We start from the raw sequence: 13,613 nt of genomic DNA on the forward strand, positions 1-13,613 counted from the left end.
CGAATGGCCAGTATCACCTCGATACCCGGCAAAGTGGTGGTATTCGCCGCGATCCTGACCGCTTTCGGTCTGGTCCCGGGCGCCGCCTCGCCGTCCGAACGGGCGGCGCGGTGGATCGGCCGGAAGCCGCCCGAGCGGCTCGTGTGGAAGCGCTGCACGGGCCTGCCCGGGCCGGAGCCCGGGGTGAAGCAGCCCCCCGGCGGGTTCCGCTGCACCACGCTCCAGGTTCCGCTGGACCATGACGAACCGTCCGGGGAGACGATCGGGATCGCGCTGATCCGCGTCCCGGCCACCGACGCCGCCCACCGCATCGGGTCGCTGCTGTTCAACTTCGGCGGCCCCGGCGGCGAGGGCGTCGACACCCTCGCGCAGGCGGCGGGCGACTACGCGCGCCTGAACGCCCGCTACGACCTGGTCGGCTTCGACCCGCGCGGGGTCGGCCGCAGCGCCCCCGTGACCTGCGTCGACGACCGCCGCATGGACGTCCTGACCGCCGCGGAGGGCACCCCCGACACCCCCGCCGAGGAAGCGGCGTTCGCCGCCGACGAGGCGTCCTACAACAAGGGGTGCGAGGCCCGGTCGCGCGCGCTCCTCCCGCATGTCGGGACGGTCAGCGCCGCCCGCGACATGGACCTGGTCCGCGCCGCGCTCGGCGACTCCCGGCTCCACTACTTCGGCATCTCCTACGGCACCTGGCTCGGCGGCAGCTACGCCCACCGGCACCCGGACAGCGTCGGCCGCGCCGTCCTCGACGGGGCCGTGGACACCGCGGTCGACCCCGCGGGCCAGGCGCTCGCGCAGGCCGCCGCGTTCCAGCGGGCGCTCGGCGCCTTCGGGACGGCCTGCGCCGCGCTCGGCAGGCGCGCCTGCCCGCTCGGCGGCGACGGGCCGGGCGTCGCGGCGTCCGTCCAGCGGCTCCTGACCGGGCTCGACCGGACGCCGCTGCCCGCGCGCGGCGGCCGGAAGCTGACCGAAAGGCTCGCGACCAGCGGCGTCACCACCGCGCTCTACTCCCGGCAGGCGTGGCCGATCCTCGCCCAGGGCCTCGTCGACGCCGCCACCCGCCGTGACGGCACCCTCCTGCGCGCCCTCGCCGACGCCGGGAACGGCCGCCGGGCCGACGGCTCCTACACCAACCTGTCCGCCGCCAACACCGCGATCGCCTGCGCGGACACCACCGCCCGCTACACCCCGGCCGACGTCCGGCGGCTGCTGCCGGGCTTCCGCGCCGCGTCCCCGGTGTTCGGGGCGGCGCTCGCGTGGGGCCTGCTGCAATGCGCCGGCTGGCCGGTCGCGGGGGACGAGGCGGCGCGCGAGGTGTCCGCGCCGTCCGCCGCCCCGATCCTCGTCGTCGGCAACACCGGCGACCCCGCCACCCCCTACGCGTGGGCGCCCGCCCTGACCAAGGCCCTCGGCGGGCGCGCGACGCTCCTCACCCTCAGGGGGGAGGGCCACGGCGCCTACGACACCGGCGACCCCTGCGTCCGCCGGACCGTGGACGCCTACCTCCTCCAGGGCACCGTTCCCCCGGCCGGGACGGTGTGCCCGCCGATCAAATACCCGGCAGGCCCCGCCGGCCCCAAGGACCTCACGGGACGACCTGGTCCACCTTCATCGGCTCTCTGAGCGCGTTCCCGACCGTGCAGTACTTCTCGTGGACGCGCTCGGCCACGGCCTTCAGCACCTCCGCCGCCTTCTCGTCGCCCTCGGGCAGCTCCACGTCGTAGGTGACCGTGATCGTGCCGAGCGCGCTGGTGGCGATCTTGTCGGCCTGGACGGTCGCGGCCAGCCGCGCCATCCGGTGCCCCCGCTGGGCCGTCAGCGGCTCCACGGTGACCAGCTCGCAGCCGCCGAGCGCCGCCAGCAGCAGCTCCACCGGCGTGAAGACCCCGGCCGTGTCGCCGTCCCCGATCGCGACGCTCGCGCCCCGGTCGTTGACGGCCCGGAACCCGTCCTCGGTGCGCTCCACCCTGACCTCGGCCATGACGACCCCTCTTCTCGTTGTTCGCCCACCGCAACACGGCCGCCCTGCCGGTTCTTCCCGCTCAGGACGCGGCGAGGCGCTCCTGCTCCTCCTCGACGATCCGCCGGGCGAGGGACGGCTCGGAGACGTCGACCGCGTCCGGGGCCCGCTCGGCGAGGTGGCTGCGCCGCGCGTACTCGTCGAACAGCCGCGCCTTGCCCCGCAGGATCTCCAGCATCCGCTGGTCCACGCCGCGCGGCGTGAGCAGCCGGTGCACCTGGACGGTGCGGACCTGGCCCATCCGGTGCGCGCGGGCCACCGCCTGCGTCTCGGTCGTCGGCTTCACCTGCGGCTCACAGATGATCACCATGGACGCGGCCTGGAGGTTGAGGCCGACCCCGCCCGCCTGGATCTGCGCGAGCAGCACCGCGTGGCCGGGCTCGGCGGTGAACGCGTCCACCAGCGCCTGCCGCCGCTCCGCCGGGGCCGCGCCGTCGATCGGGCCGCGCGCGTCGTCGCCGACCGCGTCCCGGACGGCGGCGAGCACGTCCCGGAAACAGGAGAACACCACCACCTTCAGCTCGTTCGCGGCGGCCTCGTCCACCAGCTCCTTCAGCCGCGCGAGCTTCGCCGACTCCTCCGGGACGGCGTAGGCCGCGCGCCGCATCGCCATGAAGTTGCCCTCGGCGACCGCGCTCCGGTAGGCCGCCTCGTCCGCCGGGCTGAACTCCTCCCACTCGTCCACGTGCACGACCTCGGGCAGTTCCAGCAGCACGTCGCGCTGGTTGCGGCGCAGGTACACGGGCGCGACCTCCTTGCGGAACTCCGCCGCGCCGACCGCCGCGTGCGTCGGCGCGATCTTCTTGGCCAGTTCGGGCCGCAGGTGCGCCACCAGGCTCCGGAACTCCTCGACGCGGTTCTCCATCGGCGTGCCGGTGAGGAACAGGACCCGGTCCGTCCGCGCGCACCACGCGGCGACGGCCTTCGCGCGCCGCGTCTCGTGGTTCTTGGCGTAGTGCGCCTCGTCCACGACGAACATGCCGAGCGGCAGGTCCTCCGGGACGTCGAGCGCGTGCAGCGAGTCCAGCGTCGTGACCGCGATGCCGCCCGAGCGGGTCCAGTCCGCCAGCGCCGCCGCCCGCCCCCGCCCGTGCACCGGACGCGCCGCCAGCGCGCAGCGCGCCTCGATCTCCCGCACCCAGTTGACCAGCACGCTCGCCGGGCACGCCACCAGGAAGTGCGTGGCGCCCTCCGACCGCAGGTGCGCGATCGCGGCGATGGCCTGGATCGTCTTGCCGAGCCCCATCTCGTCCCCGATGATCACCTTTCGCTGGACGAGCGCGAACCTCGCCCCGAACGCCTGGTACCCGCGCAGCGACACCCGCCGGTGCGCGTCGTCGAGCGGCTGGTCCTTGACCACGGCCGCGAGGTCGCGGGGCAGGAACCCCTCCGCCGCGTCCGGCTCCGGGTTCAGCGCGGCCAGCTCCGCCAGCAGCGTCTGGTAGTCGGACGCGCGCAGCTCGAAGTCGATCCACGCCTCGTCGGCCGAGACCGCCGGGCGCAGCAGGTCGACCGACGCCTGGGCGATGAGCAGGCCGGTGTCCCGGGCGTCCAGGACCCGCTGGAGTTCGCCGAGCGCCTCCCGCGCCCGCTCCCGCTCGGGCGCACCGCTCAACGCCTTCCGCCACCACGACGCCTCGGGCCGCGCGTCCCGGACGAGCGGCCTCAGCTCCTCCTCCAGCCGGGCCGCCGCGGCCCGGGCGCGCGGCAGGTCGGGCCCGGCGGCCACCACGCGGTGCAGGGCGACGACCAGGGCGGTCGTCCGGTCGTCGCGCTCCTCCACGTCGATGCGGACACCGGTCGCGCCGGCCGCCGCGTCCGCGAGCTGCCCGGCGGCGGCGTGGAGCTGGTTCGCGGTCTGCGGTCCGATGCCGGGGAGGAGCTGGAGCCGGTAGGGGGTGGTGTCGAGGACGTCCAGCACGGTCTTCAGCCCGGCGCGTTCCAGCGGGCCGAGCCGGAGGCGCCCGTGGGTCAGGTCCCCGATGCGGGCGACGGGCATCGACGCCAGGTGGCGGCGCGCGCCGTCCCGCCGCAGCGGTTCGAGCGCCGCGTGCACCTCCGCGACCGCCCGCCGGTGCTCCTCCAGCAGCCCGCGCGCGGCGTCGAGCAGGGCGCGCCCGTCGCGCAGCGACTCCTTGGGTGGGACGCTCCGCGTCCGCCGGGCCTCCCCTGCCATCCCGCCACACTCCCTCACTCTCCGGACACATGATGCCGCCCCCGCACCGCCGCTCCGTGCCGAACGCCATTTAATTCGGTTGTGCATGAGCATCGGGCAATGGTGTTCTAAGGACATCGCCCTTCCGGTGCGAGGCGACAGGATACTTCTCGACTAAGACAAGACGCCTGGGGCGGCACGTGTTCTCGGAAGGACGTCACAACTGAAGAGGCGCCCGGTGCGCAGGCGAGGGATACTTCGACTAGGGATCGAGAGGTTGCGGGTTCGAGTCCCGCCGCGAGTCCGGCTCGCGTAGTTCAATTGGTAGAACGCTACGTACCTTCGCCGACCCTGAACTCGGGCGCCTCCACAACTGAAAACGCACCTCCCGGTGCGCAGGTGCACGGATACTTCGAGGTTCGACTCCTTGCAGGCCCCCTCACGGGCCTGACGTCCCACTTCGGCGGGGCGATCCCGTACACCGCATCGATCTCGGGGGGAGCACCATATTCGCGGGGTGCCCGGTGCGAAGGCAACGGATACTTCACATTCTAATCCATGGGTCGCGGGTTCAAGTCCCGCCACCGCCAAAGGCGGTGTAGCTCAGATGAGTAGAGCAATGGGCTGCGGACCGTAGCCGATTCTGTCCTCGGGCACCCCCGCGAACGTGCTCCCGCCGCTCATGGAAGGAGCCCCCCATGGCGAAGTTCAACCACGGCAAGGTCCGCGCGGCCGTCTCCGGTTTCATCAAGTCCGAGACGAAGCCGTCCGGCCGTACCCACGAGGGTGCGCCCGGCTACTCGCGCGACGCCAAGGGCGAGCTGTTCCTCCTGGCGGTCTCCAACATGGCCGGTGAGGACACCTTCTACGAGAAGGCCACCGACCGCGACGCCCGCTTCCGCGACCTCGTCCACCGCGTCGCCATCGACGACATCGAGTGGACGGCCGCGTTCCTCCGCTGGCTGCGCGGCGAGGCGAACCTGCGCTCGGCCCCCGTGGTCGGGGCGCTGGAGGCCGTGTGGGCGCGGCTCACCGTCGGGCTGCACGGTGGCAACAGGCAACTGGTGGCGAGCGTCCTCCAGCGCGCCGACGAGCCGGGGGAGGCCCTCGCGTACTGGACGTCCACGTACGGGCGCGCGATCCCGAAGCCGGTCAAGCGCGGGGTCGCCGACGCCGTCCAGCGGCTCTACAGCGAGCGGTCGCTGCTGAAGTACGACACCGACACGCGCGGTTTCCGCTTCGGCGACGTCATCGACCTCGTCCACCCGGCCCCGGCCGCCGACAAGCCGTGGCAGGGCGACCTGTTCAAGCACGCCCTCGACCGGCGCCACGACCGCGCCGAGCCGATCCCGGAGCGGCTGCGCGTCCTCACCTCGTCGCAGGCCCTCGCGGCCCTGCCCGTCGAGAGCCGCCGCGCGCGCGTGCTCGACCCGTCGCTGATCACCGCGCCGGGCGGCCTGGCGGGCGCGGGGTTCACGTGGGAGCGGCTCGCGGGCTGGCTCCAGGGTCCGATGGACGCGGCCGCCTGGAGCGCGGTCATCCCGTCCATGGGCTACATGGCGCTGCTCCGCAACCTGCGCAACTTCGACGAGGCGGGAGTTCCCGACGAGGTCGCCGACCAGGTCGCGGCACGGCTCGCCGACCCGGCCGAGGTCGCGCGGTCGCGCCAGTTCCCGTTCCGGTTCTTCTCCGCGCACCTGGCGGCGCCGTCGCAGCGCTGGGGCCACGCCCTGGACAAGGCGCTCACCGCCGCCACCGCGAACGTGCCGGAGTTCCCCGGCCGGACGCTCGTCCTCGTGGACACCTCCGCGTCGATGTCGTCGCTGGGCGTCTCGGCGCGGTCGAAGATGACGTACGCGCAGATGGCGGCCCTGTTCGGCGTCACGCTCGCCGCGCGCGGCAACGCCGTCGACCTGCACGGGTTCGCGGACGGGGTGTTCCGCCACGACGTGCCGCGCGGGGCGTCCGTCCTGCGCGAGGTGGAGCGCTTCGTGAAGCGGATCGGCGAGGTCGGCCACGGCACCCGCATCGCCGACTCCGTCCGGGCGACCTACCGCGGCCACGACCGCGTCATCATCCTGTCGGACATGCAGACGTTCAACAGCTGGGGCGGCAACGTCACGGACGCGGCGCCCGCCCACGTCCCGATGTACGGCTTCAACCTGGCGGGATACAGGCACGGCGCGATCCCGTCCGGCACCGGCCTGCGTCATGAGCTGGGCGGCATGACCGACCACACGTTCCGGATGATCCCGCTCCTGGAAGCGGGCCACAACGCCGACTGGCCCTGGAAGTGAGCCGTCGGCCGGGCGTCCCCTCCCGGGACGCCCGGCCGACGCGCCGCCCCCTAGACGCTGACAGGAAGCGCGGGCGCGGGGGCGGTCCTGGCCAGCACCTCACGGAATTCGAGGACGGCGGGACGTCGCCGCTGCTCAGGTGGAACGGTGTTGAGGACGAACGTCCCGGTGGCCGTGGTGAACTGGGTCATGCGGTCGGCGGGTACGGCATCGAGGACGTGCGCGGCCTGCGCCACCCCCTGATCGACGCCGCCTTTCCTGATCGTGCACATGGCCTCGTGAAGTCGGACGTTGGCTGCGTACGGGGTGTCACGATCGCGATGTCGGGGGAGTGACAGGAGCGCTTCGCGCGCTTGATCTCCGTGGTTCTCGTCGCCCGCGCCCGCGTACACCCAGCTCTGGGCGAACAGAGGTTGGTCGCCGGTCCACAAGGTGGGAATGATGGGGGGCGTATCAGGCCCGCCGTATTCGACGTTGACCCTCAGCGCTTCAAGCGCTTGGTCATGTTGGCCGAGGAGGCTGAGAGCCTTGGCGCGAGTACCGGCAAGGTGGGCCTTCCAGAATGAGGGGGCGTCCCCTGCGAGGTGCTCGGCCTTCCGGACGAGGGACAGCACCGTCCCCACATCGCGTTGACCGTAGAGTCCTCCTGCGGCTTCCTCGGATCGGATCAGTAGCCGCAGGTCGAGATCGCCGGACCTGTCGGCGGCGGCACGCGCCGTCCGGTACCAGTGGATGGTGGCCGCATGGTCACCAAGTCGCTCGGAGAGGTTCGACTGGAGCATCGTCAAGGCGGCCTCGACCCGCTGTAGCTCGGTGAATTCGCCGTCTTTGGCGGTGGTGAGCTGCTGTGCCAGAACGAAGAGGTCGGTGGTCAGGTCTTCGCGAGCCTTTGAGGCGGGACCGGTCCGTGCCGCATGTAGATGATCGACACACGCAAGGTGCCAGTCGCCTAGGTCTCGGGGCGCGGCGAGAGTCGGGTAGGCAATCCGACGTAGCGGGGTGGCGCCTGCGGTCACGCCGAGGGTGCTTAGAAGGCGGAGGGCTGCGCGGCGTTTCACGTCGTTGTTCCCAACGTCGGACCTGATGCCAGGTTCTCACGCTAGCTCCGACAGCGGCGCGTTTGACGATACCTACGTGCGGACGGTCGGCCTGTTCCGTGTCACCTTTGCGGCATCAATGCCAGGCGCCGTCGATGCGCTTTACGTCGGCGAGGCTTCTATCGGCGACGCGACGGGGGACCTCCTCCCATTCGCGGATCACACGGCGCTTTCCCTCTGGGATGTTCGGCCAATCCTGCCGCGTGACCGGCTTGCCAGAGTAGAGGGGGTCCCAGGTGATCGAGTGAAAGGGGCCCACCTGTGGGATGGTCAGGCCGTCCGAGATCGCTTCGTGCAGGAACGGGAGTGCCAACTCCACGTTCTGCCAGGTGTTGGACGACTGATCTTCGACTCGAATGATCTCGTCCGGGACGCCGCGCTCGGTGAGCACTCTTCGGAAGACCTGCCCCTCGATGATCCCGTTGTGTCGATTGACGCCCCCGGTCACGATGATCAGCGGAGCGAGCCCCCGGCGGTAGCGATCGGCGACGATGTCCACTGGCGGGATCTGGTTGGTGCCGAAGATAAAGCATGCGGACGGCTCGTCGTCCGGCGGGAGCGCCTGAATGTCCACGAACCGGGTGATGGCGGGGGCCTGTTGCTGGGTGATCTCGCCAGTCATCCGGGGCGGCTGGGTTTGGGGGCGGTACTGGCCAGCACCTCGCGGAATTCGAGGACGGCGGGGCGTTGTCGTTGTTCGGGTGGAACGGCGTTGAGGACGAACGTTCCGGTCGCGGTGGTGAACTGGGTCATGTGCTCGGCGGGCATGGCATCGAGGACTTGTGCGGCCTGCGTCACGCCTTGGTCAATTCCGCCTTTCGTGATCGTGCACCTTGCCTCGTGGAGCCGGACGTTGGCCGCGTACGGGGTGACGCCGCTTAGGTTGGCAGGGTGGGCGAGGAGCAGATCGCGGGCCTGGTCGGCCTTCGCCTCATTGCCCGCACCCGCATAGACCCAGCTTTGGGTGAACAGGGGTTGGTCGCTGACCCACATGGTGGGGAGGATACTGGTGGGTTTGTCGGGACCGCCGTACTCGACGCTGAAGTTGAGTGCTTCCAGCGCCTGTTCGTGTTGACCGAGGAGGCTGAGGGCCTTGGCGCGGGCACCAGCGAGATCGGCCCGCCAGAAGGAGGGGGCGTCCCCTGCGATGCGTTCGGCCTGCCGAATAAGCTTCAGCACTGTCCCCGGGTCGCGCTGACCATACAGACCCGCCCCTGCTTCTCTGGCTCGAATCATCAGCCGTAGGTCGAGGTCGCCGGAACTGTCGGCGGCGAGACATGCCGTCCGGTACCACCGGACGGCCTCTCCATGCTCAGCCAGTTGGGCCGACAAATGCGCCTGAAGCAACGCCAGGACGGCCTCGACGCGCTGCAACTCGGTGAGGCCGTCACCTTTCGCACTGTCGAGCTGCCCACCAAGGGCGATCTGGTCTCTCGCCACATCCTCGCGGACCTGTGCGACTGGGCGGCTCCGCATAGCGTGCAGATGGTCGATGCACGCAAGGTGCCATCCGTCCAAGTCGCGCGGCGCGGAGGTGAGGAGCAGGTCGGCGATGCGGTGCAGCGGGGCGGCGCCTGCGTTCGCACCGAGGACGGTCAGGAGCTGAATCGCTGCGCGGCGTCTCACGCTGTCCCCAACGTCGGAATTGATGCCAAGTGTCAGGATACACTCGGCGGCTATCCGATCTTGGGAAGACTGTCGGCGTTCCGGGGGCTTGGGCCGAAGTTCGACGAGCTTTCCGCTCGCTTCAAGAAGATCGTCTAGTCGTTGGGCGAGCTCGACGGAGACACCCTTGTGTCCGTTGACGACCTTCGACAGATGCCCCGCGTCGCAGGGGACGAGTTGGGCCAGCTTGTTCTGGCTGATCTTTCGTTCGGCTATCAGGGCTCGCAACTTCTCGCTGAAGGCCGTCATGATTTGCCCGCCTCGCTTGGATTGTCCCGTTGTTGCCCTTGGCCTCTGCGAATGCGCCAAGCCAACTCCTTTTGACGCTACCTCTCGATGCGGTCTGCTGTACGGCGGAAGAGGGAACAGGAAACAGGACCGAAGTGAGGTTCGGGTCATGGAGATGGCACGGCGTCTGGGGGCGGAGGAGGGCGAGGCGCAGAAAGCGGCGCTGCGTCGGGAATTCTCGGCCTGGTCGATCATTCACACCGATACCGGACGGTGGTGGGCGACGCGGTCGGCCGAACGTGTCCGCGAGGGTGAGCGGCCGGGCCGGGGGCCCGTGGTGAGCGAGGTGGACGCCGACACGGCCGAGGGGTTGCGGGCGCGGCTGCGGCGGGTGGAGGCGGGGGAGTTTCTCGGCGGCGTGCACGTGGACCGCGCGTCCATGCTGCTGCCCCTGGAGTTGTGGCAGGACACGCTCGCCGCGTTGGGCGCGGGCGATGCCAAGGCCCGCAAGGGGGTCTCCGCGCGGTTGCTGGCCGCCGCGCGGCCGTCCTGGGAACTGGTGCCGGTCGTCCAGGCCGAGGGGTCCTGATGGTGATCTGGTCGGAGAATCCCGGCGGTGTGGCGAGGGTGGTGCCCGCGCCGGTGCCGCCCGTCCAGGCGGCGCGGGTGGAGCCGGTACCGCGGATTCTGGAGCGTGTCGCGCACTGGCACGGGAAGGCCACCGGCCACTGGTTCGCCATGGTTCCGGGGCGGTGGGCCGAGCTCGGTGCCCTGCTGGTCGAGGCCGACACCGAGGAGGCGCTGACCGACCAGGTGTGGCAGCTGGTGCGCGGGATCGGCTCCTTCACCATGCCGTCCCGATGACGTGGGCGCGGCGGTCGCGTGACTGTGCGGCGGCGACCGTCGTGCCCGCCCGACGTGCGGTTGGACGCCCGGCGCTGTGATCGTCGAGAGCGAGGCCGCACGAGGGGCACGGATCCGCTCGCCCCCGAGATCCGTGCCCGCCGCCCGCCCGGGGACAACCGGCATAGAAACCCGGGCGGGCGGCCCTTCACCCGGCGCGGCGGCACGTCCCTACGTGGATGCGTTCAGCCTTCGGACGAGCCGGGGCATCGCGGGGGGCGAGGACGGTCACGCCGATGATGCGACCTGCGTTCGATGCAGCGTTCGACCACGTTACGGCGCTTGCGGCCGGGCCGCGCCGCCGGTCGCGGATCGCCGTGTGCCACGTCCATGGTTACCTCCACAGAACCGGGGCATCGGAAGGTGCCTTATTGCCTGCGGCGCGGCGTGTGCACCAGCATGCTTTTGGTACTCAAACAGTACTGGGGCACGAATGGTAACCACCAGAGCCGCGAACCGGCGGCATGCCCGGGGCCGTGCTCCTGCGCTTCTGCGAAGGAAGATTGATTCACTCATGGCCACATTTCTGCTGGTACATGGTGCTTGGCACAGCGGACGGTGCTGGGAGCGGGTTGTGCCGCTGCTGGAGAGTGCCGGGCACCGGGTGTTCGCGCCGTCCCTGACCGGCTATGGCGACAAGGCGCACCTCCTCGGTCCGGAGGTGGGGCTCGATACGCACGTCGACGACGTGGTCGGGCTGATCACCGAGGAGAGACTCGGCGACGTCGTACTCGTCGGCCACAGCTACGCGGGGCTGGTGATCTCCTCCGCGGCCAACCGGATTCCCGGACGCGTCGCGCACCTGGTCTACCTCGACGCGATGGTCCCGCAGGACGGCGAGACCGCGGTCGACGTCCAGCCCGTGACACGGCAACTGATCGAGCTCGCCGAGAAGTCCGAGAGCGGCTGGCGCGTACCGCCGATGCCCGAGCAGCCCGCGCCCTTCGGCCTGTTCGGCGTCACAGATCCGGTAGACGTCGCCTGGCTGCGCGGGATGCTCTCGGACCAGCCGGTGCGCTGTCTGCAACAGCCGGTGCGGCTGGACAACCCGGCCGCGAACGCGATCCCGCGTACGCACATCCACAATGTCGGCGCCATGCCGGCGGGCGTCACCCGTCGCCCCGTCCCTCCGATCCAGCCCAACGGCACTGCCGCGCAGGTCTGGGAGCTGCCGACCGGCCACGACTGCATGATCACCATGCCGGCCGAACTGAGCGAACTGCTCCTCAAGCTCGCCTAGGTCGTACGGAGGCGGATCGGTCGGCTCGGTCCAGCCAGAACCGGAGGCCGTCCTTGGTGATCGTCACGCCGTAGCGGTGGGCTTGAGGGCGGCCCCAGTCCTCCCAGCGGCGGACGATGTCCTCCAGTTCGTTCCACAGGTCGCGGGGCCCGCGCTGGGACACCTCGGTGCGGCCGCTGTCAGGCTGGTAGATCGCCAGTGCGTGCGAGTCGCCTTCGCGGGCCGCGACGCGGTGCGTGCCGTCGGCGTTCTGGCATCCGCCTCCCGAGACGCCGGGGAGCAGTCCGGCGACGGCCACTGCCAGGCCCTGCTCGTCGAGGCGGAACACTCGCGGATCGATGGTGGCGGCCGACTCGCGCGGCTCCCCGGTAATCCGCGTGGATCGCGGACGCTGGTCGCGCAGCAGCATGAACCCGCAGTCGTCATGTAGGCGGCCGGAGGCCGCGCCGTCGTGCACGGCGAGCTTGAGCAGGTGACCGGCGCCCTCCCAGCGTGGCATCCAGGGCAGTACGATCACGCCGCCGGGACGGGTCTGCTCCACCCACGCATACGGGATGTCGGCGGCGCCGACCGTGACGTGGACCCGGTCGTAGGGCGCGCCTGCGGGCCAGCCCTTCGTGCCGTCCGCGGTGACCAGTTGGACGGCGACACCGGCGGAGCGCAGGTTCTCCGCCGCCTGCGCCGCGACGGCCGCGTCGATCTCCACGCTGACGATGTTGCCTTCGCCGACCCGCCGCGCCAGCAGGGCCGCCGTCCAGCCGGTGCCGGTCCCGATCTCCAGGACGCGGTCGCCCTGCTCGGCGCCGAGGAGGTCCAGCATCGCGGCGACCAGGTGCGGCGCCGAGGTCGAGCTGGTGGGGAGTGCGCAGGGGTCGGCGCCGGTCTTCACCGCGAGGTCGACCGCGCCGTCGTCGAGCTGGGTCCCGAGCGCGGTGTCGCTGTCGACGGCCTCGCGCCAGCGCGCCGGGTCCGCCGTCCTGTCGATCCATGATCGTGGATCGTCCAGGATGGGCCCCACCACGGCGATGTCCGGGACGAACAGGTGGCGCGGCACCTCCTCCAGCAGCCGCTCCCAACGGGTCGCTTCCGCTCGGTCCTCACCCGATTCCATGCGGTGACGCTATCCCGCGATGGGGTGGCCGGAAGGTGAGAAAGGCGAACCCCTCGGCGGGCTGATCCGCATGTGCATTGTTCGCCGGGGCCGGTTGCGGTACGGGACCGGTGGGGATACGCGGTCCCGTACCGCGTCGGGGCGGGGCGGGCCCGGCCAGGTCAGACGCAGGTCCGCATGGTGGTGGCCTGTCCGACTGCGTTGGCGGTCAGGCACAGGCCGCTGGTGAGGTTGCGGATGGTCCGGGTCGAGGGGTCGAGGGCGTACCGCTGGGCGGTTCCGCCGTTACAGGGAATCAGGCCCGTGGGCCCGTTCGGCCCGCTGCCGGTCAGGCAGAACCCCTGGGTCGCGGGGTTCTGCGAGACGATCGCCTGGGGCTGCACCTGGAACCGCTGCACAGTCGTGGAGGGGTTCGTGCACTGCCGCATGTCCAGGATGATCGTGACGGCGCCGGGCGTGGTGGCGGCCAGGCACCCGTTGGTGGCCTGGTTGAACAGGGTGGCGTGCGCCGAGTCGTACGCCCAGGTCTGGGCCGGGGTGGCGGCCGAGGCGGGCGGGGCGGTGAGCAGGGTGAGGGCGGCCAGCGCGCCGACCGCGGGGGCCAGGGAACGGGTGGTCGAGCGCTGGGACGTGCCGGTCTTGGACATGGAGCTCCAATCCGAGCGATGGGGACGATGCGCGTCCTGGCCACCTGCGGATGCGCATCGTGTTGGGCTTGGCACCCATCGTTACCGCCGATTGGTCATCGGTCACGTCTGCTTAAAGCGACGGATGTATGACTAAAAGTGACTAATGGTCCTATGATCAGGAACGTTGCCCTTCGAGGGCGTATGTGGGTTGGCTGCCCCGACCCGTGTTCGCGGCGCGCAAAGAAGATCCGGACGTCGAGGTCGT

12 protein-coding genes are annotated in these 13,613 nt (G+C 71.0%); 5 read left to right on the plus strand and 7 right to left on the minus strand.

Annotated elements, in window-relative coordinates:
* The first annotated feature begins 3 nt into the window (after positions 1-3).
* Positions 4-1,626, plus strand: a complete 1,623-nt coding sequence (locus K2F47_RS06445) for an alpha/beta hydrolase (protein ID WP_242901803.1) — start codon at positions 4-6, stop codon at positions 1,624-1,626.
* Here K2F47_RS06445 and K2F47_RS06450 read toward each other — a convergent pair.
* Positions 1,589-1,984, minus strand: a complete 396-nt coding sequence (locus tag K2F47_RS06450) for an OsmC family protein (RefSeq protein ID WP_242901804.1) — start codon at positions 1,982-1,984, stop codon at positions 1,589-1,591. The two genes, K2F47_RS06445 and K2F47_RS06450, sit on opposite strands and share 38 nt — an antisense overlap.
* A gap of 61 nt (positions 1,985-2,045) precedes the next feature.
* Positions 2,046-4,199 (minus strand): DEAD/DEAH box helicase, encoded by a 2,154-nt coding sequence (locus K2F47_RS06455; RefSeq protein ID WP_242901806.1) that lies wholly within the window; start codon positions 4,197-4,199, stop codon positions 2,046-2,048.
* Between the two features lie 677 nt (positions 4,200-4,876).
* On the opposite strand from K2F47_RS06455, the gene K2F47_RS06460 reads away from it, so the two are divergent.
* On the plus strand, positions 4,877-6,475 hold the full coding sequence (locus K2F47_RS06460) for a TROVE domain-containing protein (protein WP_242901807.1): 1,599 nt from the start codon (positions 4,877-4,879) through the stop codon (positions 6,473-6,475).
* A gap of 50 nt (positions 6,476-6,525) precedes the next feature.
* Here the strand turns inward: K2F47_RS06460 and K2F47_RS06465 are convergent, their stop codons facing one another.
* The 3 genes from K2F47_RS06465 to K2F47_RS06475 all read right to left on the minus strand — a co-directional run bounded on the left by K2F47_RS06465 (position 6,526) and on the right by K2F47_RS06475 (position 9,486).
* Positions 6,526-7,491 (minus strand): hypothetical protein, encoded by a 966-nt coding sequence (locus K2F47_RS06465; protein WP_242901809.1) that lies wholly within the window; start codon positions 7,489-7,491, stop codon positions 6,526-6,528.
* 157 nt (positions 7,492-7,648) lie between these two features.
* Positions 7,649-8,194 carry a YdcF family protein gene (locus tag K2F47_RS06470; protein ID WP_242901810.1) on the minus strand — a complete coding sequence of 182 codons (546 nt, stop codon included), beginning with the start codon at positions 8,192-8,194 and terminating at the stop codon, positions 7,649-7,651.
* Positions 8,191-9,486: a helix-turn-helix domain-containing protein gene (locus K2F47_RS06475; RefSeq protein WP_242901811.1), complete on the minus strand. Its 1,296-nt coding sequence runs from the start codon at positions 9,484-9,486 to the stop codon at positions 8,191-8,193. The genes K2F47_RS06470 and K2F47_RS06475 overlap by 4 nt, the downstream gene beginning before the upstream one ends.
* A 154-nt stretch (positions 9,487-9,640) precedes the next feature.
* Between K2F47_RS06475 and K2F47_RS06480 the strand changes: the two genes are divergently transcribed.
* The 3 genes from K2F47_RS06480 (at position 9,641) to K2F47_RS06490 (ending at position 11,608) form a co-directional block, all read left to right on the plus strand.
* Positions 9,641-10,054: a hypothetical protein gene (locus K2F47_RS06480; protein WP_242901812.1), complete on the plus strand. Its 414-nt coding sequence runs from the start codon at positions 9,641-9,643 to the stop codon at positions 10,052-10,054.
* Positions 10,054-10,329: a hypothetical protein gene (locus K2F47_RS06485; protein ID WP_242901814.1), complete on the plus strand. Its 276-nt coding sequence runs from the start codon at positions 10,054-10,056 to the stop codon at positions 10,327-10,329. Before K2F47_RS06480 ends, K2F47_RS06485 begins: the two co-directional genes overlap by 1 nt.
* A gap of 553 nt (positions 10,330-10,882) precedes the next feature.
* Positions 10,883-11,608, plus strand: a complete 726-nt coding sequence (locus tag K2F47_RS06490; protein ID WP_272496448.1) for an alpha/beta hydrolase — start codon at positions 10,883-10,885, stop codon at positions 11,606-11,608.
* On the opposite strand, the gene K2F47_RS06495 is transcribed toward K2F47_RS06490, so the two are convergent.
* Both K2F47_RS06495 and K2F47_RS06500 read right to left on the minus strand, forming a co-directional pair.
* Positions 11,595-12,719, minus strand: coding sequence for a methyltransferase domain-containing protein (locus K2F47_RS06495; protein WP_242901822.1), 1,125 nt, complete (start codon positions 12,717-12,719; stop codon positions 11,595-11,597). The two genes, K2F47_RS06490 and K2F47_RS06495, sit on opposite strands and share 14 nt — an antisense overlap.
* 161 nt (positions 12,720-12,880) lie before the next feature.
* On the minus strand, positions 12,881-13,366 hold the full coding sequence (locus K2F47_RS06500) for a ricin-type beta-trefoil lectin domain protein (RefSeq protein ID WP_242901824.1): 486 nt from the start codon (positions 13,364-13,366) through the stop codon (positions 12,881-12,883).
* Positions 13,367-13,613 lie beyond the last annotated feature (247 nt).

The sequence above is a fragment of the Actinomadura terrae genome (assembly GCF_022751215.1).
Lineage (GTDB): Bacteria > Actinomycetota > Actinomycetes > Streptosporangiales > Streptosporangiaceae > Spirillospora > Spirillospora terrae.

Bases quoted from the DNA above. Each gene is read 5' to 3' on its own strand.
- K2F47_RS06445 (WP_242901803.1), top strand. From the start codon at position 4: ATGGCCAGTATCACCTCGATACCCGGCAAAGTGGTGGTATTCGCCGCG.
- K2F47_RS06450 (WP_242901804.1), bottom strand. From the start codon at position 1,984: ATGGCCGAGGTCAGGGTGGAGCGCACCGAGGACGGGTTCCGGGCCGTC.
- K2F47_RS06455 (WP_242901806.1), bottom strand. From the start codon at position 4,199: ATGGCAGGGGAGGCCCGGCGGACGCGGAGCGTCCCACCCAAGGAGTCG.
- K2F47_RS06460 (WP_242901807.1), top strand. From the start codon at position 4,877: ATGGCGAAGTTCAACCACGGCAAGGTCCGCGCGGCCGTCTCCGGTTTC.
- K2F47_RS06470 (WP_242901810.1), bottom strand. From the start codon at position 8,194: ATGACTGGCGAGATCACCCAGCAACAGGCCCCCGCCATCACCCGGTTC.
- K2F47_RS06475 (WP_242901811.1), bottom strand. From the start codon at position 9,486: ATGACGGCCTTCAGCGAGAAGTTGCGAGCCCTGATAGCCGAACGAAAG.
- K2F47_RS06480 (WP_242901812.1), top strand. From the start codon at position 9,641: ATGGCACGGCGTCTGGGGGCGGAGGAGGGCGAGGCGCAGAAAGCGGCG.
- K2F47_RS06485 (WP_242901814.1), top strand. From the start codon at position 10,054: ATGGTGATCTGGTCGGAGAATCCCGGCGGTGTGGCGAGGGTGGTGCCC.
- K2F47_RS06490 (WP_272496448.1), top strand. From the start codon at position 10,883: ATGGCCACATTTCTGCTGGTACATGGTGCTTGGCACAGCGGACGGTGC.
- K2F47_RS06495 (WP_242901822.1), bottom strand. From the start codon at position 12,719: ATGGAATCGGGTGAGGACCGAGCGGAAGCGACCCGTTGGGAGCGGCTG.
- K2F47_RS06500 (WP_242901824.1), bottom strand. From the start codon at position 13,366: ATGTCCAAGACCGGCACGTCCCAGCGCTCGACCACCCGTTCCCTGGCC.